A 22342-nucleotide genomic window follows, 5' to 3' on the forward strand; every position below is an offset into this window, starting at 1 on the left:
GTGTTTCCATGACCGACACCTTGACGACCCGGCGGCGTCAGCTGATTTCGCCCAGGGCACTCCCCTATGTGCTGAGCCTTCCAGCGCTCCTCGTCTGCATCGGGATCCTGATCCCTTTCGTGACGGCGATCTACTATTCGCTGCAGCGCTACCGGATGTCCCAGCCCTGGAACCGGGGCATGAACTGGGGCGAGAACTACGTCAAGTTTCTCACCGACTCCGATTTCTGGAACACGTTGAAAGTGTCGCTGGTCTATGCCGGCTCCACGGTGGTCCTGGAGCTTCTGCTCGGTCTTGCGATCGCGTTGCTTCTGAAGAAGCGAAGCACCGTCAACAATTTCATTTCCATCATGCTGCTGCTGCCGCTCATGACCGCGCCGGCGCTCGCAGCCTTGATGTTCAAGCTGATGACCAATCCCAATTTCGGGATCCTGAGCTATTTCATGCAGGTGATCGGCTTCGAGGACTTCCGCTGGGGTTCCTCGCCCGACACGGCCCTGTTCACGGTGATCCTGGTCGACATCTGGGTCTATACGCCCTTCATGATGATCCTGCTGCTTGCCGGGTTGCGATCCTTGCCGACCCAGCCGTTTGAGGCGGCGGCCCTGGACGGCGTGCCGCAGCTGGAACAGTTCTGGCGGATCACGCTGCCTATGCTAATGCCCTACATTCTGACGGCAGCCCTGTTCCGCCTGCTCGATTCCATCCAGCAGTTCGATATCATCTATGCCATGACCCAGGGCGGACCGGGGGACACCCTCATGGTGTTCCAGGTCGAGGCCTATCTGAATTTCTTCCAGTCGACGAATGTCGGAAGATCGGCGGCGCTGCTTCTGATCCTGTGGGCAATCACCTACGTGCTGTCCAACATATTCGTCAAGAACTGGCTCCGCTTGCGTGAGCGCGCGAAAGGGGGCGCGTGAGATGGATCATACTTCTTTCCTGGAACGCTGGTTCCGGCGCGTGGCGCTCACCGTCATCATCATTTTCTTCATGTTCCCGATCTTCTGGATCGTGCTCATGAGCCTGCAGACGAACGAAACGATCCTGAGGTCGCCGCCGTCCATGTCGTTCGCGCCGACGCTCGACAACTACATGGCGATCCTGGCCGGGCGGCTGGATTCAAACGTTGCCAGCATGGGCATCGACTTCGTCAACAACCTCATGAATTCGATCATCCTGTCCGTCTGCTCGGTGGCGGTCGCACTGGCGCTGGGGGTTCCTGCGGCCTACGCCTTTGCGCGGCACAAGTTCAAAGGGTCGGAGGACATCGCCTTCACCCTGCTGTCCTTCCGCTTCGCCCCGCCGCTGCTGGTTCTGCTGCCGCTCACCCTCTATTTCCAGGAGATCGGTCTTGCCGACACCTATCTCGGGCTTGTCTGGGTCTATCAGCTGATCTGTCTTCCGCTGATTCTCTGGATCGTGAGGGGGTATTTCGAGGACATTTCCCCGGACATCGAATACGCCTACCGGATCGCGGGTCACAGCTGGTTTTCGACCTTCCGGAAGATCGCGCTGCCGCTTGCCGGTCCGGGCATCGCAGCGGCCGGACTGCTTGCTTTCATCTTTGCGTGGAACAATTTCATCTTCGCGCTGGTTCTTGCCTCGGCAGACAAGCAGCCGGTGACGGTCGGCGCCCTTGCATTCGTGACGGCGTCGGGTATCCAGTACGGACAGATTGCGGCTGCCATCGTGCTGTCGATTGCGCCAACCCTGGCCCTGGCTCTCTGGGCACAGCGGTATCTTGTCGAAGGGCTTTCCCTCGGCGCGGTGAAGGGCTGATCTGAATGGGATTTCTTGAACTCACATCACTGACAAAAGCCTTCGGCACGGAAACCGTTCTCGACGGCGTGTCGCTCAGCGTGCCGGAAGGCGGGACGCTGGTGCTGTTCGGCAAGTCGGGCGCCGGCAAGACCGTGTTGCTGCGCAGCGTCGCCGGGGCGATCGAACCGGACAGCGGTACCATCCTCATCGGAGGTGAGGATGTCACGGAGGTTCCTCCCGAATACCGCGGGATCGGCATGGCGTTTCAGAACTTTGCCCTGTTTCCCCATATGAGCGCGTATGACAACATCGCCAGTTCACTGACCTCCAAGCGCATGTCCGCATCCCAAATCCGAACGAAGGTGGACGCGGTTGCGCAGCTTCTGAAAATCGAGCACGTACTCTCGCATGCGCCCAGGGCGCTCTCAAATGGTCAGAAGCAACGCACCGCCCTGGCCCGTGCACTCGTTTCCGAACCCAGGGTCCTTTTGCTCGACGATCCGTTGCGCAATGTGGATGCAAAGCTTCGTTTCGAGATGCGGCTGGAGTTGCCCCGCCTTCTGGCAGATCGCGGCGCGACGATCATCTACGTTACACAGGATTACAAGGAAGCCATGGCCCTCGGCGACCGGATCGCAGTTCTCGATCAGGGCAAGATCGTCCAGATCGGGTCGCCGGCCGACATCTACCGGCGGCCTGCCAACACGCAGATCGCCCAGCTTTTCGGCGATCCCACGATCAATCTTCTCGATATTGTTCCCAAGGAGGACGAGCGGGGCCTGCATGCGTTCATATCCGACGAAAGGGTCGACTTTCACGGCCGCTTTCCGGGCGTCGCGGGCCGGGACTGCATCGTGGGTTTGAGACCCGAGGCCCTTTCCTTCACCGAAACGGGCGGTTTTCCGGTCACGATCGAAGCGGTGACCCCGTTCAACGAAAAGACGGTCACCCTGGCCACGACCTTGCGCGGCCGGGAAATTCTTCTGTCGCAACCGGCACAGGATGCGGTTCCGACGGGGCCTGAAGTCAACTTAAGGATCGCGGCGCAGGACGCGATCCTGTTTGATCGCGCCACCGGAGACAGGATTGCCCCTGAACCGGACGGAAACCGTGTGGAGGAAGCAGCATGAGCGGGCAACTCCATCTGAAATCCGTCAACAAGAAGTACAATCCGGGCACCGCGCACGAAGTGCACGCCGTGCAGGATCTCGATCTGGAGGTCCGGCGCGGTGAGATTGTCGCCCTGCTGGGATCGTCGGGCTGCGGCAAGACATCGACGCTGCGCATGATTGCGGGATTCGAGGAGGTGACGTCCGGCGAGGTCGAAATCGATGGACGCAGGATCGACCGCCTCGCGCCCGCCAAACGCGGGGTTGCGATGGCCTTCGAGGGCTATTCGCTCTATCCGCCGCTTTCGATCCGCGAAAACATCGCGTTTGCGCTCAAGTCTGAGAAACTGCCCCAGGCGGAAGTCAACATGCGGGTCGAGCAGATTGCCGCACTCCTGGAAATTGATGACATCCTCGACAAGTATCCCAATGCGATCTCCGGCGGACAGCAGCAAAGGGTCAGTCTCGGGCGGGCGCTCATACGCCGTGCGGATCTGCACGTCCTGGATGAGCCGATGGGGCAGCTCGAACCGCAACTCCGGGCAATCCTGCGCGGCCGCATCAAGCACTACATCAAGGAACACGAGCTGACGGCAATCCTTGTCACCCACGACCAGACGGAGGCCAACGCGCTCGCCGACCGCATTGCCGTAATGGAAGGTGGCGTGCTGCAGCAGTTCGATACGCCCGAGAACCTCAAGAACCGGCCGGCGAACATCTTTACCGGTGCTTTCATAGGCGAACCGCCCATGAACCTGTTTGAAGCTGTCGCGGAAGTGGGCTCCGGCAGTGTTGAGCTGCGCTTGTCGCCGGATGTCAGTTTGTCCTACCCGTCTTCGTCCTTCTCCGAAGACCTTCAGAACCGCATCCAGCAGGATCACGGGGTCATGATCGGCATCCGGCCGCATTCTGTTCAGCTGACCGAGGAAGGACTGCCCGCCGAAGTGTTCGCAAACCAGTGGCTTGGCGACCAGACCCACATCGCCGCGCGTTTCGCGGGCGGAAGCATCGTTTCGGTCGTGCACGATCTGGCACTTCCGAAACCTGGTGATCACATCAAGATCGCGATATCTGCGGATGATCTGCACATCTTCGATACCAGGTCCGGCGAGGCACTCAGTCACGGAGGTCAGCTGGCATGAGCGAGCGGGATCTCCTCATCGGGATCGATGCCGGAACGTCCGTGATCAAGGCCGTCGCCTTTGGACTGGACGGGCAGCAGATTGCACTGGCCAGCCGCAGAAATGAATACGTGAGCCTGCCGGACGGAGGGGTGGAGCAGGACATGAACCGCACCTGGGCCGACACCGCTCAAGTGCTTGCACACCTCGTCGAGCAAATCCCGAATTGCGCGGAACGTTGCGCGGCTATCGGCGTCACCGGGCAAGGCGACGGCACCTGGCTCTTAGACCGGGATGGCGAACCGGCTCATGACGGCTGGCTCTGGCTCGATGCCCGCGCGGCGGATACGTCGCGACGGCTGGCCGAAATGCCCGAAAGCCGCGTGATTTACGAGCGTACGGCGACCGGTATCAACGTCTGCCAGATGCGCACGCATCTGTGCTGGATGAAGGAACATGCACCCGAACTCCTGAGGAAAAGCGCCAGTGCCCTCCATTGCAAGGACTGGCTCTATTTTAAGCTCACCGGCGAGTTGGCGTCCGATATCTCTGAGGGCGTCTTCACGTTCGGTGACTACAGGACGCGTGACTATTCGCCTGAGGTGATTGAAAGCCTGGGTCTGGCTGAGCATAAGGATCTGCTGCCGCCGATTATTGATGGAACGGCCGTCTCACACGGGCTGACCATGGAGGCAGCGGAGCAATGCGGACTGAATGCCGGAACACCGGTCTCACTCGGACTGGTCGATGTCATGTGCAGCGCGCTCGGGGCTGGTCTCTACGATCCGGCGGTCTCTCCAGGGCTCACGATCCTCGGATCCACCGGCATGCACATGCGTTTCGTGCGCGATGCCGACGCGGTGGTTCTGAACGATGACATGTGCGGTTACACGATGCCGTTTCCCGGCGGCGCCTTCGCGCAAATGCAGACGAACATGGCGGCCACCTTGAACATAGACTGGGCACTTGGTCTTGCCGTGCAGGTGTTTCAATCACAGAACCTGAGCGTAGATCCGGAACAGTTTCTGGTTTCCATGGACGACCTTGTTCTTGGCGCAACGCCGGGCGTAGCGTTCTTTCACCCTTACATCTCCTCTGCCGGTGAGCGCGGGCCGTTCACCAATCCCGATGCACGGGCGAGCTGGACCGGTCTCGACCAGGGGACGACGTGGGCGGACATGCTGAGGGCCGTGTTCGACGGTCTCGTTCTTGCGGCCAGGGATTGCTACCAGACCATGGGCCAGGTACCCGGTGAGATCCGCATGACGGGAGGTGCCGCCAAGTCAAAAGCCTGCCGGTCGCTTCTGTCCGCCTGTCTGAACGCGCCCGTCCGCACCATCGCGCAGCCGGAGGCAGGGGCCGCAGGCGCGGCCATGATCGCTGCAGTTCAGCAGGGACTGTTCAAAGACGTTGCCGGTGCGGTGGACAGCTGGGTCACCCCGTTGCTGCACGACGCGATTCTTCCCGATGACGAACTGGCCGATCTCTACAACACCCTTTTCGAAAGCTATCTGGAAACAAGGCTTGTCCTGCCGAAAGTCTGGGACAGGCAGGCTCAGACGAGACGGGAGCTGACACGATGACGACTGTGGCTATCATAGGCGACCGGTTCATGGAGTCCGCGGTCTTCGAGAAGGAAATCCTGGCGTTGTGCGGTGACCGCGTCAGCTGCAAGTGCCTCGATTTGGCATGGCCGGACGAGCCCATGGAACACGGATATGAGTCTCCCGGCCTGGAAGGACTGAAGGAATACATGGGAACACCGGAAATGGTCCTTGAGCATGTGCAGGACGCGCAGGTTCTGGTCACGCATCTGGCCCCCGTGTCCGCAGGCGTGCTGGAAGCAGCGCCCAACCTCAAGCTTGTCGGGGTTTCCCGGGGCGGCCCGGTCAACATCGCCATGGACGACGCGCGTGAAAGAGGCGTTCTTGTCGTCAACACGCCGGGGCGGAACGCCTCTGCCGTGGCCGAGTTCACCATCGGCGCGATCATCACCGAAACGCGCAACATCACCAAGGGCCACGATGCCTTGCGCAAGGGTGACTACCGGGGCGATCTCTACCGTGCGGACATCGCCGGAAACGAATTGTCCGATATGTGCGTCGGCGTCATCGGCTACGGCAATGTCGGCACCCGCGTGGTGAAGCTGCTGCGCGCGTTCGGAACCCGCGTGCTCGTTGCCGATCCTTACGTGCAACTGTCTGTCGAGGACAGCCGGGACGGTGTCGAACAGGTCTCCCTTGAAACGCTTTTGCAAGAATCCGATGTCGTGACGCTGCACCCGCGCGTGACAAAAGAAACCACGGGAATGATAGGTGCAGAGGCGTTCGCGGCGATGAAACCGGGGGCAGTCATTGTCAATACGGCCCGGGGTCCGCTGATGGACTATGACGCGCTGTTCGCGGCCCTGTCGAGCGGGCATCTGGGCGGTGCGATGCTGGAGACGTTTTCAGTGGAACCGACCCGCCCCGATGATCCGCTGTTGCAACTGCCCAACGTGACGCTGACACCGCATATTGCGGGTGCGTCCCGCAAGACCGTGAAGATTGCCGCGCAGAGGATTGCCGAAGAAGTGCGGCGCTGGATTTCAAACGAGCCGCCGCTCAGTCCGTGTTGAGGTCTGAATGAACCTTGTGACGCCTGACCATGCCAGATACGAGCCACAGGGACGATCCGCGGATCGTCCCGTGGACCTGCTGGTCGTCGGCGGGGGGATCAACGGTGTGGGGGTTGCGCGGGATGCCGCGGGGCGCGGCTTGTCCGTCATCCTGTGCGAAAAGGGTGATCTTGGCGAGGGCACATCCTCCAGATCCGGAAAGTACATACACGGTGGTTTGCGCTACCTTGAATATTACGAATTCAGGCTCGTGCGCGAGGCGCTCAACGAACGTGAAGTCGTGCTGGAAGCCGCACCGCATCTTTCCTGGCCATTGCAGCTCGTGTTGCCGCACAGCCCGGAGCAGCGGCCGCGATGGCTTATTCACCTCGGACTGTTTCTCTATGACAACCTGGGAGGCCGGAAGAGGGTTCCGCGCTCCTCAGCTCTCGATCTCAGGCACGACATTGCCGGCGAAAGGCTAAAGGACAGGTACAAGAAGGGGTTCAGCTACTGGGACGTCTGGATCGATGATGCGCGCCTGGTTGTTCTGAATGCGGTCGATGCCGCCCGCCGCGGTGCCGAAGTGTTCACCAGAACCCCGTGCGTATCCGCCAGGAGGGAAGGGGATGTCTGGCGCGCGGAACTCAAGGGCCAGTCCGGCTCGCCGTCTACCGTCTACGCGAAAGCCATTTTCAACGCAGCCGGCCCCTGGGTCGAAAAGGTCATCGGCGAGGTCGCGGGCGTGAATTCGCGCATGCGCGTGCGCCTGGTCAAGGGCAGCCACATCGTTCTGCCCAAGTGGTGGCAGGGCGATCACGGCTATGTCCTGCAGGCGCCCGACAAACGCCTGATCTTCGTCAATCCCTATTTTGACGACATGGCGCTGATCGGAACAACGGACATTCCCTTCGACGGCAAGGCGGAAGACGTTGCGATCGACAAGTCGGAAGTCGACTATCTGCTCGGGATTCTCGGAAACTACTTCGATCATGCGTTCCAGGCCGAGGATGTTCTGTTCGACTATTCGGGCGTCCGGCCGCTCTTTGACGATGATGCCAGCAAAAGCGCCTCTGCCGTCACGCGCGACTATCAGTTCGAACTCGACGGATCACTGGAGCCAGAGGCAAAATCGCCGCCGCTTCTTTCCGCTTTCGGCGGCAAGTTGACGACCTACCGGAAGCTTTCCGAGCACGCATTGCAGATGCTGTCTCCCTACTTTCCCGATATGGCAGGACCGTGGACAGCGGACACCCCACTTCCGGGCGGGGACTTGCCGGACAAGCAGTTCGAGGCCTGGTTCGCCGGGTTCACCAGGCGGTACGGGTTCCTGCCCGAGGTGTTGTTGCGCCATCTGGGGCATTGTTACGGAACCGATGCCGTGCGACTGCTTGATGGCGTCAACGCCTTGTCCGATCTCGGGCACCATTTCGGGCACTGTTTCTTTGAGCGTGAAGCGGTCTGGCTGATCGAGAACGAATGGGCGGTGAGTGCTGAAGACATATTGCTGCGCCGCACGAAGCACGGGCTGTTCCTGACGCGGGAGGAAAAGTCGGATTTTGAAACCTGGTTGCAAAAGAGGCCGACGATAGATGAACCCGTTTCTAGACTTGCGGAATGATGCCGAGTTCGAAAAACTTCGATCGATCTCAGCCGAACTGGGCAAAGATCCGTTGCAGGTTCAGGGACCGGGCGGCAACACCTCGCTCAAGCGGGACGGACAGATGTGGATCAAGGCCTCGGGCACCTGGCTGGCCGAGGCGGAAACGCGCGACATCATGGTGCCGGTGTATTCCGGCCGCTTTGTCGAGGCGTTGAAATCCGGAGATGAGCGTGCGGGCGAAACGGCCCGGTTCCTTGCCGACGTGGACGGCGCACCGGAACTTCATTCGTCAATCGAGACATCTGTTCATGCGCTGCTCGACAGTCCGGTCGTGCTGCACACCCATTGTGTCGCGACGATCGCGATTGCCATCCGCTCCGATGCCGAAGACATCGTCCGGCACAGGCTCGCCGGTCTCGATGCGGTGTTCATCCCTTATGCCAAACCCGGTCTTGATCTCGCGCGCGCCATCATGGCGCGGGCGAGCGGGAGCACCAAGGTTCTGATCCTCGGCAATCACGGCCTTGTCGCCACCGGGCAGAGCGCGGACGAGGCCATGAAACGGCTGTTCGAGGTCTCCCGGCGGTTGGAGCCTGCTGCCGTTGAATATGCCGGCGAAGCCCAGGCGGCATGGGCGCGGTCGCTGGAAGGAACAGGATGGGTGCCGGCTCCTTTCGAAACAACGCAGGCGGTCGCGTTCGACGACGGAATGCTAGAGATCGCGGATGGAAACTCGCTCTATCCGGATCATGTTGTGTTTCTCGGTCCCGGCTGCGTGGTCGCGAGGGAAGGGGAAACGATTGTCGAAGCGGCGCGGCGCGGTTCGGAGGGGCGGTCTGACCGCAAGCTCGTGATTAGTCCGGGCAATGGCGTCGCCATCCCCGAAGACGCGAACGCTGCAACACTGACATTGGTGCGCGCCTTTGGCGACGTGCTGGTGCGCGTTGCGCCGGGTTCCGATGTGACGCGCCTCACCGATCAACAGGAGGACGAGTTGATCAATTGGGATGCAGAAAAGCTGCGCCAGGCCCTCAACACGAGTGAAGACGCAACGTCATGACACACCGTCTTGCTCTGGGGATCGATGTCGGCACATCGGGTGTTCGGGCGGCCGCGCTCAAAGAGGACTTCACGGTCATCTCGGTGACGAAAGCGTCCATGGATCTTTCCAGGGGACCCAGAAATGATCCCTCCGTCTGGCTTGGCGCGCTGTCAGAAGCGCTTTCCGGGATTGTTCAAGCCGTGGATACAAGCGGTATAGAGGCAATCTGCGTCGACGGAACTTCCGGCACGGTGCTCGCGCTCGATGCAGCCGCAGAGCCTGTCGGGCACGCGCTGATGTATAACGATGCTGTCGACGATCCGGCAATCGCCGAGGCCATCGCGTCCGTCGCACCGCGTCAGAGCGCGGCGCACGGGGCCAGTTCCGCGCTCGCACGCTCAATCCGCCTGCAGACCAGATCCGGCGTTGCAAGGATTGCCCACCAGGCGGACTGGATCGCGGAACAGCTGGCCGGGAAACCCGTGCCGAGCGATGAGAGCAACGCGCTCAAGACAGGCTACGACCCGGTTGCGAGACACTGGCCGGACTGGATGTCCCAGACTGGGATGGACACCAGGCTATTGCCGGATGTCGTCGCCACGGGGACCATGACCGGCGTCACGAGCGGAGCATTCGGACTGCCTAAGGGCATCCCTATCGTCGCCGGTGTATCTGACGGCTGCGCGTCCTTTCTGGCCACCGGTGCCTCGACGCCCGGAGATGGTGTGACCGCGCTTGGAACAACAGTCACGTTGAAACTGCTCTCAGACAAACCGATTTTTGCGCCGGAATACGGGATCTACAGTCACCGCATCGGTGACCAGTGGCTTGCGGGCGGCGCCTCCAACAGTGGCGGCGAGGCGCTTGCAGCGCATTTTGCACCCGATGAGATCGTTGCTTTGAGCAAGTTGATCGACCCCGAGATATCCACCGGTCTCGATTACTACCCGCTGCCACGGGTTGGCGAGCGGTTCCCGGTCAACGATCCGGATCTTCAGTCGCGCGTTGATCCGCGTCCCGAAACACGGGAAGAGTTCCTGAAAGGCCTCCTGGAAGGCATTGCGGCAATCGAGAGACTCGGGTTTGAACGGCTGGCCGACCTGGGCGGCCCGAAACTGACATCCATCCGGACCGTCGGCGGCGGTGCGGGCAACCCGACATGGACGCGCATGCGCACCCGACTGCTCAAGACATCCGAAGCCCCGGTCGCTTCCGGTGAGGCGGCTGCCGGCTCGGCTCGCATTGCCTGGGGCTTTCTAAAGGATCGCGCATGACCAAACACATTTCGGGATTGGGAGAGATCATCGATCACTTCGTTGGCATCCTTATCGATCAGTTCGGTGTGCTCCACGACGGCAAAACGGTTTTCGCAGAGGCCTTGCCCTGTCTTCGGAAGATCGCCGGGGTCGGACTGCCGGTCGTCGCGATTACAAATTCTGGACGGATGAAGGGCCCGAACAGACAGCGTTTGAACCGGTTCGGCTTCACGGAAGACCTGATCGGGGAGGTGATCACCTCCGGCATGGTTGCCCGCGCCCGGATCACGGACATGCTTGCGGCCGGGGATCTTGTGCCCGGAGACAAGGTGCTGAATCTCACCCGCGAGAACGACACGACCGTGCTGGACGGATCTGGACTTTTGCCATCTGACGATCCCGCCGACTCGATCCGTCTTGTGCTTATTTCGGGTTTGAGCCCGGAAGAGATTACGCGTGAAACCTATCGCCAGATGCTGAGCCCGCTGGCAAGAGCCGGTATCCCCGCGATCTGCGCCAACCCGGATCACGTGGTCTATGCCGACGGTAAAGCGGCATTCGGTCCGGGACGTGTGGCACAGGACTATGAAGACGAAGGCGGCGGCGTCACCTATGCCGGAAAGCCGGGGCCGGAGATTTTTCGAAGGTCACTGGCGGTCCTCGGTGATCCCGATCCCGGGCGCGTGCTCATGATCGGCGACAGCCATCACCATGATATTGCAGGTGCTGCCGCGCTCGGCTGCCGGACGCTGCTGATTGCCGGCGGTGTCCAGGCGCTGTCTGCAGCGGAGGGTGTCCTGCCCGATTATTCCCTCGAAACGCTTCGCTTTTGAAATAACGATCAAGCGCCTGTGTATTCGGGCCGATAACTTGCAAATTGCCGTGCAGAAAGGGCGCGCCAGGCATCCCGCGCTGACGGATCGGGAATGACTGTTTCCCCTTCCTCGCTCATGGCCGCCGCTGCGGCGTCCAGCGTTTCGTACCATCCCGCGCCATAGGCCGCGCTCATGGCTGCCCCGAGCGAGGACGCTTCCAGGCTTTGCGAGATGTGGACCGGCAGTCCGGTTGCATCGGCAAACATCCGTGTCCACAAAGGACTGTTGCCGCCGCCGCCGACAGCGATGATTTTTTCGATCTTCAGGCCGTTTTCGTTCATGGCCGTGATGGCGCGCGCGCTTTCCAGCGTCATGGCTTCCAGGACCGCCCGGTAGAGATGGCCAAGACCATGGTTTGACGACAGGCCGTTGAAACTGGCGCGTGCACCTGTGTCCCAGTGAGGGTCCATGCTGCCGGTGAGATAGGGGCAAACCGTGACACCTTCGGAGCCGACCGGAATACCCTCGGCTTCCGCTTCCAGTTTTGAGAAGACAGACGGGTCGTCGCGCCCACCCGCGAAGGTGTCGACGAACCAGTTGATCAGGAAGGCACCGGCACGCTGACATCCTTCCAGGAAGTAGCCGTTCCCGGTCGGCGAGGTCATGGTGCGCCAATTGAGGCTGATCATCGGATCGGGTGCCCAGGCACCGGTGATGAGTGCGGTTCCGAGATTGAGATAGACGACACCCTCCCTGGCCGCGTTGACGCCGAGCCCCGCGCATTGACCATCGCCGCCCGCGGCGACCAGGGGCAGACCTTCCGGCAGACCGGTGCTGGCTGAAGCTTCAGCCGTGACGGTTCCGGTCACCGTGCCAGGACGTGCGAGCAATCCCAGTTGATCGGCGTGGATGCCCAGGTGAGCGAGAAACTCCTTGGACCATGTCATGGTTTCGATATCGAGTAGGCCGAACGGGTCGGCACTCGTCCAACTGGATGCCCAATTGCCGGTGATGCGCCCGGTCAGGAAACTGTGAACATCGGTTATCTTCGCAGCCCGTTCCAGAATGTCCGGCTGGTTCCGGCGGAACCATGACAGCGTGTAGATCACGGGCGTGATGTCGATCGGCTTGCCGGAAACGCGATGAAGTCTCTCGGCTCCGATCTCGCGACTCAGAAGCTCGACCTCGTCGCGGGCGCGTTCATCCAGCCACAACACGGCGGGGCGGACCGCTTGTCCGTCAGCATCGAGAAAGGCAACCGTTTCCCGCTGGTTGGAGATCGCAAGCGCGGCGACGCGGGACATGTCTATTTTTCCCGCAAGGTCCTGCAATGCCATGCACGCGGCAGACCACCAGTCCTCGACATCCTGTTCCACCCAGCCGGGCTGCGGCTGGGACAGGGGGATGGAGGCACGGCCTTCGGCCACCGGCGTTCCGTTTCCTGTCCAGGCGACGGCCTTTGTCGATTGCGTGGAGCTGTCGAGCCCGATCACCAGGTCTTTCGTCATGTGTTCTCCCTCAGCAACGCTTCGGCCGTTGACCTGTCCGTCACAAGGTCGGTGACGTATCCGCCGGTCAGGCAGGCATGCAGCGCCTGCAGTTTTTCATTGCCACCGGCAACGCAGATGCGCTCGGGAACGGCTTTCAGATCCTGGAGTTCCATTCCAATCTGACGTCCTGACAGCGGCCCTTCCAGCGCTTTGCCCTGCGCATCGATGAACCGGCCGATGACGATACCTGCCGCGCCGGCCTTCATGTAGTCCTCGGCGGAGGGCTGGATGAGATTGTTGCCGTCCGCCCACCTGGTCTCGTCATTGAGTTCACCGACGCCGAAAACCACTGTGGTGCAGCTGTGAACCCGTTCGAAATGCCGTTTCAGGGACGGTTCGCGTAACAGCGCGGTGCGCAGGTCCGAGGTGGTGACGACGGCGGGTGCATGGAAGTTGTGGCACTTTGCTCCGAGACGGTTTGCGATGAAGAGGGTACAGGCTTCCGGCGAGGTGACGTCGTCCCCAAGCGAGCTGCCCGATACTTGAACAACGCGCAGGCTTTCCTGGCTTCTCTCCGGCAACGCGTTTGCCAGCTCCAGCATCGTGCGGCCCCATGCGACGCCGATTGTCATGTCACTGCGCAAGCGCGACAGGAGTATCTGTGCTCCGGCTATGCCAAGGCGTTTTCGAAGCTGGGTCGGATCGCTGTCTTCTTCGCTGATTTCCGGAGCGATGAAAGCGCCTTTCAACTTGAAACGGGCGGCAAGGCGCTTGCTGAGTTCGGCCTGTTCGAGGAGACCGGGCGCAAGGCTGATCGTGACAAGCCCGCGCCTGCGCGCATCCGCGAGATAGTTGGCGACCGATGCGCGCGACACGCCCAAAGCCTTGGCGACCTCAGCCTGGGTGCGTGACTCCGCGTAGTAGAGCCATGTTGCCCAGGCCGTCGTGTCCTCGACAAACCTGACATTCTCCCCGCCTGAACCGTCGCTTTGCTTGTCTGACATTGTTTCGCTTTCGCCTTTGCGATCCGTGAAGTTTGAAATTCGATTTGACAAATGTCAATAGATGCTGTCATTTGTCATTCATGAGCTGAAAGGTTTTGTATGCCCTCAATAAGTCAACAGACTCCCTCTTTACCAGAGCGGCCGGAAAACGGTTGGATGGAGCATATTGAGGACGTGTATCTGGGTCGGTGGGTCAACCCGGACACCGGCGAGACCGGACCCAGGGCCCCGGTCGACAAAATCCTGATTTCCGAATCGATTGACGGAGCCGAGGCAGACCTCGTGAGCTCCGTGGGCATCGGCGATTCAACCGCGATGGTCGCCGATGCCAACACTTGGGATGCCGCAGGTTCACGGATCGCGAGCAATCTGAAAAGCGCGGGCATGACGGTCAGCGAAATCCTGCTTGAGGGTAAACCGCACGCGACGGTCCACGCCGCCGATGAGCTGGCGGCGCGGTTGCAGGACTTTTCATCCGTTATCGCGGTGGGGTCCGGCACAGTGAACGACCTGACCAAATACGTCACAGCGAAGGATGGCCGTCCCTACTGTGTCTTCGGCACGGCGGCCTCGATGGACGGGTATGCATCGACGACGGCGTCGATGGGATTGCCGAGCGGATTGAAGATCTCGCTGCCGGCTCACGCGCCCAAAGGCGTTTTCCTTGATCTCGGGGTCATATCGGCCGCACCGAGCCGGATGGCCGCGGCGGGTTTCGGTGATTGTCTGTGCAACAGCGTTGCACGGATCGACTGGTGGATGTCGCACAAGCTGCTCGGAAGCCGCTTCTGGATGGAGCCCTATCTGATCAGCGAACCCGATGAGGGCATGCTGGAGACGCATGCGGCCGGTCTGAAGGAAGGAGAGGTCACGGCGGTCGGCTATCTTGTCCGGGCGCTGGTCCTGTCCGGCCTCGGAGTTGCCTTTACCAAGGTCTCGAACCACGGCTCGATGGGCGAGCATCAGATTTCCCACTACATCGACTGTTTCGCGGGCGACCGGCACGCGGGAACGCTGCATGGCGAGCAGGTTGGGGTCGCGACCTTGACCATGGGCCGCATTCAAGATTGGTTCCTGGATCAGGAACGGCCGCCGGAGATCCGGCCGACCCGCGTAGACGGGGAGGATATGGCACGCCGCATGGGACCGGAGATTGCCACCCAGTGCGAAGCGGAGTACCGGAAGAAAGCGCTTGATGAGGATGGTGCGGCGCGGCTGAACGAACGCCTGCAGGAGATCTGGCCGCAATTGCGCGCCGATTGCCGCAAGCTGGTTGACCCCGTCGACAGCATGATTTCGAAGCTGAAAGAGGTCGGTGGCGCCACGAGCGGACGGGAGCTCGGTTTGCCGTCCGACTTCTACCGCGAAGCCGTTCGGCACGCGCACGAGATGCGGAACCGGTTTTCCTTTGCGGATCTTGCCTGCGACGCGGGCCTGCTTGACGATTTTGCAAGCAGGGAGGTGTGACTGTGATGAAACCGCTCGCCTCCATGCCCCGGGATACCGCAGCTTCGATCCACACTGTGATGGCCGATATCGATGACACGCTGACAAGCGACGGCCGTCTTCCCGCGAGTGCCTACTCCGCTCTGGAGAGCCTCAGGGAGGCGGGCTTCAGGGTCGCCGCGATCACGGGCCGGCCTGCGGGATGGTGCGACATGATCGCCCGTTTCTGGCCGGTCGACGGCGTGGTCGGTGAGAACGGTGCGTTCTACTACGCCTATGACAACGCTGCGCGAAAGATGCGTCGGGTCTTTTCGGCAAATGATGTCGTCAGGCGGAACAACAAGCTGCGCTACGAGCAGATCGCGGCGCGTATCCTGAGCGAAGTGCCTGGCGCGGCGGTGTCGGCGGATCAGGCGTTTCGAGAGGCGGATCTTGCCATCGATTTCTGTGAAGATGTGCCTGCGCTTGAACGCGCGGAGGTTGATCGCATCAAGGCGATTTTCGAGGAGGAGGGCGCGGTTGCAAAAGTGTCCTCGATCCACGTGAACGGGTGGTACGGCAGCTACGACAAGCTTACCATGACACGCAGGTTCGCGACCGAGGTTCTGGACCTGGACCTGGACGGTGAGAAGGACCGGATCGTCTTTTGCGGCGACAGTCCCAATGACGCGCCGATGTTCGGTTTCTTCCCGAATGCCTGCGGGGTGGCGAACGTCCTGGATTTCAAGGGCAGGATCGACGCGGAACCCGGCTGGATTACAACCGCGCGGGGCGGTGAAGGATTTGCAGAGCTTGCGAAGGCTCTGATTGCGGCAAAAAACATTTCAGACAGGAGAATGAGCGCATGAAGAAGGCCGAACTGGCACTGCGCGAGGAGATCATTACCCGTTGCCGGGAGATGAATTCCAGCGGCATCAACCAGGGAACCTCCGGGAACATCTCGGTCCGGTTTGAAGACAGGATGCTGATCTCTCCATCGGCAACGCCCTATGACCAGATGACGCCTGAGATGGTCGCATCGGTCGGTCTAGAAGACACCAGCGGGCGCTATCAAGGCCCGCTGAAACCGTCGACCGAATGGCGCTTTCACCAGAAGCTGTTGCGCGGCCGCCCTGATGCGGGCGCGGTGGTTCACGCGCATCCGACCTACTGCACGACGCTCGCCATTGCGCGCAAGGAGATCCCCTCCTGCCACTACATGATTGCGGCGTTCGGGGGAAACAACGTGCGGTGCGCCGGCTATGCGACGTTCGGCTCGGAAGAACTGTCCGAACTCGCTATCGACGCGATGACCGACAGGACGGCGTGCCTGCTTGCAAACCACGGCATGATCACCATCGGCGAGAACCTGGCCAAGGCGATGTGGCGTGCGATCGAGCTGGAGACGATCGCAAAGCAGTACTACCTCAGCCTTGCGATCGGCGGTCCGGTGCTTTTGAGCGACGCAGCCATCGATGACACGCATCGCGGGTTTGCCGGCTACGGCCTTCAGGACGATGCCGGAAAAGAGAAGCCCAAGCCTCGTGCTGCCAAAAAACCGGCAGCAAAGACAGCAGCAGCAAAGAAGCCCGCATCAAAGGCGACGGCGACCAGGAAACCTGCGGCGAAGACTGCGGCGGCTTCAAAACCGGCTGCAAAGGCAGCGACAGCGAAGAAACCTGCGGCAAAGACTGCAGCGGCCAGAAAGCCTGCGGCAAAGTCGGCGGCGGCAAAGAAGCCACCGGCCAGAAAGAAATAGCAGGGCCATGTTCACGGGAGGATCGGCATGGCGTTCGTAAGAACCAGAGGATTGCAAGGTTGCATCACCGGTGACAGCCCGGTGCCGTGGCTTGCGCCGCTGGTCGCCATGCTCGTGGTCTTCACGATCTATCCGCTTTTCTACAACATCTGGCTTTCGTTCCACGAATATGCGCCGTTCAAGCGCCAACTCGTCTACGTGGGCACGGAGAACTGGAGCACCCTGGTCAACGATCCGCGTTTCTGGGAAGCGCTGTCCGTGACCTTCACCTATTTCTTCGTGCTGCTTGCGATCCAGGTCGTGCTCGGAATGATCATCGCGCTGCTCTTGGATTCCGACGAACCGGGCTTCGGATTGCTGCGCGGCCTTCTCACCCTCACGCTGGTGATCCCGCCTGCAATCACGGGCATGATGTTCCTTCTCATGGAAGATCCGGAGTTCGGCGTTCTGACCTACCTTCTGGAATCCATGGGGATCCTGAGCGGTCAGGACCCGATCCTTGCAACAAGTTCGACGGCGCTGGCGGGTGTAATGCTTGCCGACATCTGGCAGTGGACGCCGTTCATGGTGCTGATCTTCCTGGCCGGCTTGAGATCGCTGCCCCAGGAACCCTATGAAGCTGCCATGCTGGACGGCGCGTCCGCATTCCAGACGTTCCGCCGGATCACGCTTCCCATGATGTCCAAGGTTATCGCGGTTGCCGTTCTGATCCGGGGCATCGATCTGTTCCGGGCCTTCGACTACATGTTCGTGATGACCTCCGGCGGCCCCGGAACGTCAACCTACACGCTGTCGCTCTATGCCTGGCAGCAGACCTTCAGCTTCATCAAGTGGGGGTACGGCGCAACGCTGAGTCTAGTCAGCCTCGTGCTGATCCTCGTGATCGCCAACCTGTTTATCTGGATTGCGAAGGTGCGCTGGTGATTGTCGAGAGCAAATATCGGCGCTATTCGCGCATGGCTGCCGCGTGGTTCATTACCGCGCTGTTCGTGTTCCCGCTCTATTACTGGGGCACGACGGCCTTCAAGCAAGCCAAGGAGATCTTTTCGGTTCCGCCGACGGTTTGGTCGTTCACACCAACGCTCCGGAACTTCGAGGAGGTGTTCGGCATTTCCTTCGGCTTCCTGCGCCAGCAGGAAGTTCTGCCCGGCGGCGGCAATTTCTACATGGCGCCGCGCCTTTGGGACTCCATCGTTGTTGCCGTATTCTCCACGGCGCTTGCGATCGCGATTTCAACTTTCGCCGCCTATGCGCTCAGCCGGATGGATTTCCGGGGCCGGCACCACTTTGTCGCCTGGGTCCTGTCGACCCGGATGATGCCGCCGGTCGCTGTCGCGATCCCGATGTTCTTCATCTACAAGGATATCGGCCTGATGGATTCTTACACCGGGATCATCCTGATCCACGCGCTGATGAACCTGCCGCTTGCAGTGCTTCTGCTGAAGAGTTTCTTCGACGACATTCCAAGGGAGATCGACGAGAGCGCCATTGTCGACGGCGCGAGCCGCTGGAAGATCTTCCGCCGCATCATCCTGCCGATGGCCAAGGGCGGCATCGCGGCGACCGCGGTCCTGTGTTTCATCTTTTCCTGGACGGAGTTCATTTTCGTTCTGACCCTGACGCAGACCGGGCTGAAAACCGTGCCGGTCGTGTCGTCGAGCTTCGTCACATCCACAGGCACCGCCTGGGGCAACATGGCGGCCTTGGGAGTGGCTGCGATGGCTCCGGCGTTCCTTTTCATCCTGCTGGTCCAGAAGCAACTGGTCCGCGGGCTGACACTCGGTTCCCTCAAGCAATAGGAGCAACACAGTCTTTAGGAGACCATCTTTCACGTACCACGGGAGGAGTTAGTCATGAGAGATACAGACAGGAAACAATATCGCGCCAATCTGGTGGACGCCTTCGTCAACCGGCGCATGGGGCGACGGGATTTCATGCGGAATGCCGGCTTGCTCGGATTGGGCGCGGCCGCCTTCGGCGCTGGCATGCGCCGGCCCTTCGGTCTGGGTTCGATGCCACTGGCCAATGCCGCAGACGACCTTCGGCCATCCGACGAGGTTCTGAAATGGGTGAAGGATGTGTCTGGACCGTTCAAGGGAACGACACTCAAGCTCGCGACCGAATCCACACCGCCGTCAAACGCGATCAACAGCCAGCTCAAGCAGTATTTCGAAGAAGCGTCGGGCATGACCGTCGAAATCGAGGTACTGCCGCTTGAGCAGGTGCTTCAGAAAATGACCCTGGACATCGCTTCGCAGCTCGGCACTTACGATCTCTACTACATCGATCAGAGCTGGGCCGCGTCGGTGAGCCAGGATGTCTTCGATCCGCGCGAGCAGATCGAGAACAAGCCCGACCTCGCGATGCCGGACTACAATATCGACGACTTCCTGCCGGCGCTTGTCGATGGCATCGCCAAGTACGAGGACCGCTGGGTTGGTGTGCCTTACGACATTCCGATCTTCATCATGATGTACCGGAAGGACATCTGGGAGGAAATGGGCTTTAAAGCACCGTCGTCCCTGGAAGAGTACTACCAGCAGGCCAAGGCGATCACTGACGCCAAGGGGCCGGACCTCTACGGTTCCACCGGCCAGATGAAATCCGGTCACTACAGTCTTGAGTGCGATTGGACAGCATGGCTCTGGGGCCATGGCGGGTCGATCTTCAACGCGGACGGAAAGTTCGCGGGCAATGACGAATACGGCCTGGAAGCCATGGACTACTGGACCAAGCTCTGGAAAACCATGCCTCCGGGCGTAACGGGCTGGACCTGGGACGGCCAGGGTCAATCCGTCGCCCAGGGCGTTGCCGCGTCGATGATGAGCTGGGGCGAGTTCTTCCCCTATTTCGACGATCCGTCGGCGACGAAGGTATCCGGTCTCATGGAAGCCGTCCGCTGTCCGCCGCCGATGCGGGCGCTGCGCACGGTCGATCAGACCGGTTTCGGCGAGATCCCGGGTGTCGGACACCAGGGCGGATCCTCGCTCGCGGTCTCGAAGAACTCCAAGAACCCGGATGCTGCCTGGATCTTCATGCAGTGGGCGACGAGTTACGACACGCAGGTCCTGATCACGGCTCTGGGCGGCGGCACCGGACCGACACGCCAAAGCGTCTACGACGATCCGCGCATCATTGCCAACAACCGCGTCGGTCCGGGCACAACCCGGCACCTCAACGTTGTTCGCGACACGATCGCGATGGACATGGGATCGGAGCCGGATCTGCCGCAATGGGCAGAACTTTCCAACGATACGATCCCGGTTCGTCTCGGCAAGTACTTTGCCGGTGACTACGGCTCGCCGAAGGAAGCAATGGACGACATTGCGGTTTCCGTCGACAAGATCGTGTCGGGCTGAGCGATCTTCGCAAACCAGAACCGGGGAGGGTGGCAACACCCTTCCCGGCACTCAGGTCAGGGAGGACCCAAGTGGAGACCAAACCTCTTGTCGCAATCACCGGCGCCAGCTCCGGGATCGGGGAAGCAACCGCGCGCGCCTTCTCGGCCGCCGGACATCCGGTGCTGCTGATGGCCCGCCGGATGGACCGCATGGAAGCCCTTGGACTGCCGAATGCCGTTCTCAGGCAAGTGGATGTGCGCGACCGGGATGCGATCGCATCTGCCGTTCGGGACGCGGAGGAGCGTTACGGGCCGGTCGACATGATGTTCGCCAATGCGGGCATTGCGCGCCTTGCCGATATCGGCCGTCAGCCACCTGAAGAATGGGACGAGATGATCGACATCAACACCAAGGGTGTGATGAATACGGTCCATGCGGTAATGAACGGAATGATGGAGCGCAAGTGCGGGACACTCGTGATGATGAGTTCCATTGCGGGCCGCAAGGTCTACCCCGATCACACGGTCTATTGCGGCACGAAATACTTCGTGCACGCTGTCTCCGAAAGTCTGCGCGAATATCTCTCCGCGTATGATGTGCGCGTGATCGTTCTGTCTCCCGGCGTGATCGAGACGGAAGTGCTCTCCGGTGTGCTGGATGAAGAAACGCTTGCAAACTACAAGAACAACAAAGTCAAGATGGGCGGAGGCATCGGTGCGGACATTGTCGGCGACCTGATCCTCAATGCCTATCAGTTGCCGCAAAAGGCCCTGGTCCAGGAAATCTGCCTGACGCCGACGCGGCAAACCTACTGAGGAAATCAGCTTTTATGGCAGAAGTCGCCTATCATAATATCTGCAAGTCATACGGATCTTTCGAGGTCATGCGCGACCTGTCGCTGTCCATCCATGACGGCGAGTTCGCGGTGTTGCTCGGAGCATCCGGTTGCGGCAAGACAACGCTGCTCCGGATGACGGCAGGCCTTGAAAACATTTCCGGCGGCGAACTGACCATCGACGGCAAGGTGATGAACGAGGTGCATCCGCGTGATCGCGACATCGCCATGGTCTTCCAGAATTATGCGCTCTATCCGACGATGAAGGTGTTTGACAACATTGCCTTCAGCCTGGAAGTGAAGCGGCTCAGCAAGGACGAGATCAAGCGGAAGGTGAACGAGGCGGCGGCCGTTCTGAACCTGACCGAATATCTCGATCGCTATCCGAGGGAACTGTCAGGCGGACAGAGACAGCGCGTGGCGATGGGCCGGGCCATGGTTCGAGACGCAAAGGTTTTCCTGTTCGATGAGCCCCTTTCCAATCTCGATGCGAAGCTTCGGGCGCACATGCGCGTTGAAATCCGTCAGCTGCACGAGCGCCTCAAGGCGACCACGATCTACGTGACCCACGACCAGATCGAGGCAATGACAATGGCCGACAAGATCGTCCTGATGAAAGGTGGCAAGATCGAACAGGTGGGAACGCCGGACGATCTCTATGACCGGCCGGCAACACGCTTCGCGGCCGATTTCATCGGGTCGCCTTCGATGAATTTCATTGAGGGCGAAATCACGGCTCAGAACGGAAGCCCGCACTTCGTCGGACCTCACATTCATCTGCTTCTCGATGCCGGACTGAAAGCCGAGCCGGGCCAAAAGGTGATTTGCGGGTTGAGGCCTTCAGATCTGATCACCACCGGGAACGGTGAAATAACCGGTACCGTCAAGCTGGTGGAGAAGACCGGAGCCGATGTGAACATCCACGTTGACCTGAGTGAGACGGCAAGTCTCGTTGCGACGATGGCGAGGGACAATGGTGCAGCGGCCGGTGATCCCATCGAGTTGACGATCCCGCCAAGGGCCGTGCATCTGTTTGACGCAAAGACCGAAAACCGGATTGAAACGGTCCCGGTCGAAGAGCAAAGTCTGCCAAAGGTGGAGAGCCTTTAGCTTCCCGTGCCCGGTGGGCGTTCCCTTGATCAGAAGACAATGCGCTGCACTTTGATTTCAGGCTGCCCCTGA

20 protein-coding genes are annotated in these 22342 nt (G+C 60.6%); 18 read left to right on the forward strand and 2 right to left on the reverse strand.

Annotated elements, in window-relative coordinates; translation table 11 throughout:
• The first annotated feature begins 8 nt into the window (after positions 1–8).
• From RDA78_RS14200 to RDA78_RS14245, 10 genes are read left to right on the forward strand one after another with little or no spacing between them, the layout of a single operon-like run.
• Positions 9–923, forward strand: a complete 915-nt coding sequence (locus RDA78_RS14200) for a carbohydrate ABC transporter permease (protein ID WP_306141583.1) — start codon at positions 9–11, stop codon at positions 921–923.
• Between the two features lies 1 nt (position 924).
• A complete protein-coding gene (locus RDA78_RS14205) occupies positions 925–1782 on the forward strand; it encodes a carbohydrate ABC transporter permease (protein ID WP_434055949.1) in 858 nt (285 codons plus the stop codon).
• A gap of 5 nt (positions 1783–1787) precedes the next feature.
• The gene (locus RDA78_RS14210) at positions 1788–2894 is read left to right on the forward strand and encodes an ABC transporter ATP-binding protein (protein ID WP_434055950.1); all 1107 of its coding nucleotides are present in this window, start codon (positions 1788–1790) and stop codon (positions 2892–2894) included.
• Positions 2891–4015, forward strand: coding sequence for an ABC transporter ATP-binding protein (locus RDA78_RS14215; RefSeq protein ID WP_434055951.1), 1125 nt, complete (start codon positions 2891–2893; stop codon positions 4013–4015). The genes RDA78_RS14210 and RDA78_RS14215 overlap by 4 nt, the downstream gene beginning before the upstream one ends.
• Complete coding sequence (locus RDA78_RS14220; protein WP_434055952.1) at positions 4012–5577, forward strand: FGGY family carbohydrate kinase; 1566 nt, start codon at positions 4012–4014, stop codon at positions 5575–5577. Before RDA78_RS14215 ends, RDA78_RS14220 begins: the two co-directional genes overlap by 4 nt.
• Positions 5574–6611, forward strand: coding sequence for a 2-hydroxyacid dehydrogenase (locus tag RDA78_RS14225; protein ID WP_434055953.1), 1038 nt, complete (start codon positions 5574–5576; stop codon positions 6609–6611). The genes RDA78_RS14220 and RDA78_RS14225 overlap by 4 nt, the downstream gene beginning before the upstream one ends.
• Before the next feature lie 7 nt (positions 6612–6618).
• The gene (locus RDA78_RS14230; protein ID WP_434055954.1) at positions 6619–8211 is read left to right on the forward strand and encodes a glycerol-3-phosphate dehydrogenase; all 1593 of its coding nucleotides are present in this window, start codon (positions 6619–6621) and stop codon (positions 8209–8211) included.
• A complete protein-coding gene (locus RDA78_RS14235; protein ID WP_434055955.1) occupies positions 8183–9253 on the forward strand; it encodes a class II aldolase/adducin family protein in 1071 nt (356 codons plus the stop codon). The genes RDA78_RS14230 and RDA78_RS14235 overlap by 29 nt, the downstream gene beginning before the upstream one ends.
• Positions 9250–10509 carry an FGGY-family carbohydrate kinase gene (locus RDA78_RS14240; protein WP_434055956.1) on the forward strand — a complete coding sequence of 420 codons (1260 nt, stop codon included), beginning with the start codon at positions 9250–9252 and terminating at the stop codon, positions 10507–10509. Before RDA78_RS14235 ends, RDA78_RS14240 begins: the two co-directional genes overlap by 4 nt.
• A complete protein-coding gene (locus RDA78_RS14245; RefSeq protein WP_434055957.1) occupies positions 10506–11324 on the forward strand; it encodes a TIGR01459 family HAD-type hydrolase in 819 nt (272 codons plus the stop codon). Before RDA78_RS14240 ends, RDA78_RS14245 begins: the two co-directional genes overlap by 4 nt.
• Before the next feature lie 8 nt (positions 11325–11332).
• Here the strand turns inward: RDA78_RS14245 and RDA78_RS14250 are convergent, their stop codons facing one another.
• Positions 11333–12814: a xylulokinase gene (locus RDA78_RS14250; protein ID WP_434055958.1), complete on the reverse strand. Its 1482-nt coding sequence runs from the start codon at positions 12812–12814 to the stop codon at positions 11333–11335.
• Positions 12811–13800, reverse strand: a complete 990-nt coding sequence (locus RDA78_RS14255; RefSeq protein WP_434055959.1) for a sugar-binding transcriptional regulator — start codon at positions 13798–13800, stop codon at positions 12811–12813. The genes RDA78_RS14250 and RDA78_RS14255 overlap by 4 nt, the downstream gene beginning before the upstream one ends.
• 156 nt (positions 13801–13956) lie before the next feature.
• On the opposite strand from RDA78_RS14255, the gene RDA78_RS14260 reads away from it, so the two are divergent.
• From RDA78_RS14260 to RDA78_RS14295, 8 genes are all read left to right on the forward strand, one after another.
• A complete protein-coding gene (locus RDA78_RS14260) occupies positions 13957–15267 on the forward strand; it encodes a sn-glycerol-1-phosphate dehydrogenase (protein WP_434055960.1) in 1311 nt (436 codons plus the stop codon).
• 5 nt (positions 15268–15272) lie between these two features.
• Positions 15273–16094: an HAD-IIB family hydrolase gene (locus RDA78_RS14265; RefSeq protein ID WP_434055961.1), complete on the forward strand. Its 822-nt coding sequence runs from the start codon at positions 15273–15275 to the stop codon at positions 16092–16094.
• The gene (locus RDA78_RS14270) at positions 16091–16984 is read left to right on the forward strand and encodes a class II aldolase/adducin family protein (protein ID WP_434055962.1); all 894 of its coding nucleotides are present in this window, start codon (positions 16091–16093) and stop codon (positions 16982–16984) included. Before RDA78_RS14265 ends, RDA78_RS14270 begins: the two co-directional genes overlap by 4 nt.
• Positions 16985–17011: 27 nt before the next feature.
• Entirely contained in the window at positions 17012–17908 is an 897-nt protein-coding gene (locus RDA78_RS14275; RefSeq protein WP_434055963.1) for a carbohydrate ABC transporter permease, read from the forward strand.
• A 32-nt stretch (positions 17909–17940) separates the two neighbouring features.
• Positions 17941–18783, forward strand: a complete 843-nt coding sequence (locus RDA78_RS14280) for a carbohydrate ABC transporter permease (protein ID WP_319387701.1) — start codon at positions 17941–17943, stop codon at positions 18781–18783.
• A gap of 54 nt (positions 18784–18837) precedes the next feature.
• Positions 18838–20343: an ABC transporter substrate-binding protein gene (locus RDA78_RS14285; RefSeq protein ID WP_434055964.1), complete on the forward strand. Its 1506-nt coding sequence runs from the start codon at positions 18838–18840 to the stop codon at positions 20341–20343.
• Between the two features lie 71 nt (positions 20344–20414).
• Positions 20415–21140: an SDR family oxidoreductase gene (locus RDA78_RS14290; protein ID WP_434055965.1), complete on the forward strand. Its 726-nt coding sequence runs from the start codon at positions 20415–20417 to the stop codon at positions 21138–21140.
• 14 nt (positions 21141–21154) lie between these two features.
• Positions 21155–22270: an ABC transporter ATP-binding protein gene (locus RDA78_RS14295; protein ID WP_434055966.1), complete on the forward strand. Its 1116-nt coding sequence runs from the start codon at positions 21155–21157 to the stop codon at positions 22268–22270.
• Positions 22271–22342 lie beyond the last annotated feature (72 nt).

Origin of the sequence: Roseibium sp., assembly GCF_051016195.1 — a bacterium.
Taxonomy (GTDB): Bacteria; Pseudomonadota; Alphaproteobacteria; order Rhizobiales; family Stappiaceae; genus Roseibium.

Excerpts from the sequence above, each read along its gene's own strand:
- RDA78_RS14200 (WP_306141583.1), top strand. The coding sequence starts at position 9 with ATGACCGACACCTTGACGACCCGGCGGCGTCAGCTGATTTCGCCCAGG.
- RDA78_RS14205 (WP_434055949.1), top strand. The coding sequence starts at position 925 with ATGGATCATACTTCTTTCCTGGAACGCTGGTTCCGGCGCGTGGCGCTC.
- RDA78_RS14210 (WP_434055950.1), top strand. The coding sequence starts at position 1,788 with ATGGGATTTCTTGAACTCACATCACTGACAAAAGCCTTCGGCACGGAA.
- RDA78_RS14215 (WP_434055951.1), top strand. The coding sequence starts at position 2,891 with ATGAGCGGGCAACTCCATCTGAAATCCGTCAACAAGAAGTACAATCCG.
- RDA78_RS14220 (WP_434055952.1), top strand. The coding sequence starts at position 4,012 with ATGAGCGAGCGGGATCTCCTCATCGGGATCGATGCCGGAACGTCCGTG.
- RDA78_RS14225 (WP_434055953.1), top strand. The coding sequence starts at position 5,574 with ATGACGACTGTGGCTATCATAGGCGACCGGTTCATGGAGTCCGCGGTC.
- RDA78_RS14230 (WP_434055954.1), top strand. The coding sequence starts at position 6,619 with ATGAACCTTGTGACGCCTGACCATGCCAGATACGAGCCACAGGGACGA.
- RDA78_RS14235 (WP_434055955.1), top strand. The coding sequence starts at position 8,183 with ATGAACCCGTTTCTAGACTTGCGGAATGATGCCGAGTTCGAAAAACTT.
- RDA78_RS14240 (WP_434055956.1), top strand. The coding sequence starts at position 9,250 with ATGACACACCGTCTTGCTCTGGGGATCGATGTCGGCACATCGGGTGTT.
- RDA78_RS14245 (WP_434055957.1), top strand. The coding sequence starts at position 10,506 with ATGACCAAACACATTTCGGGATTGGGAGAGATCATCGATCACTTCGTT.
- RDA78_RS14250 (WP_434055958.1), bottom strand. The coding sequence starts at position 12,814 with ATGACGAAAGACCTGGTGATCGGGCTCGACAGCTCCACGCAATCGACA.
- RDA78_RS14255 (WP_434055959.1), bottom strand. The coding sequence starts at position 13,800 with ATGTCAGACAAGCAAAGCGACGGTTCAGGCGGGGAGAATGTCAGGTTT.
- RDA78_RS14260 (WP_434055960.1), top strand. The coding sequence starts at position 13,957 with ATGGAGCATATTGAGGACGTGTATCTGGGTCGGTGGGTCAACCCGGAC.
- RDA78_RS14265 (WP_434055961.1), top strand. The coding sequence starts at position 15,273 with ATGAAACCGCTCGCCTCCATGCCCCGGGATACCGCAGCTTCGATCCAC.
- RDA78_RS14270 (WP_434055962.1), top strand. The coding sequence starts at position 16,091 with ATGAAGAAGGCCGAACTGGCACTGCGCGAGGAGATCATTACCCGTTGC.
- RDA78_RS14275 (WP_434055963.1), top strand. The coding sequence starts at position 17,012 with ATGGCGTTCGTAAGAACCAGAGGATTGCAAGGTTGCATCACCGGTGAC.
- RDA78_RS14280 (WP_319387701.1), top strand. The coding sequence starts at position 17,941 with ATGGCTGCCGCGTGGTTCATTACCGCGCTGTTCGTGTTCCCGCTCTAT.
- RDA78_RS14285 (WP_434055964.1), top strand. The coding sequence starts at position 18,838 with ATGAGAGATACAGACAGGAAACAATATCGCGCCAATCTGGTGGACGCC.
- RDA78_RS14295 (WP_434055966.1), top strand. The coding sequence starts at position 21,155 with ATGGCAGAAGTCGCCTATCATAATATCTGCAAGTCATACGGATCTTTC.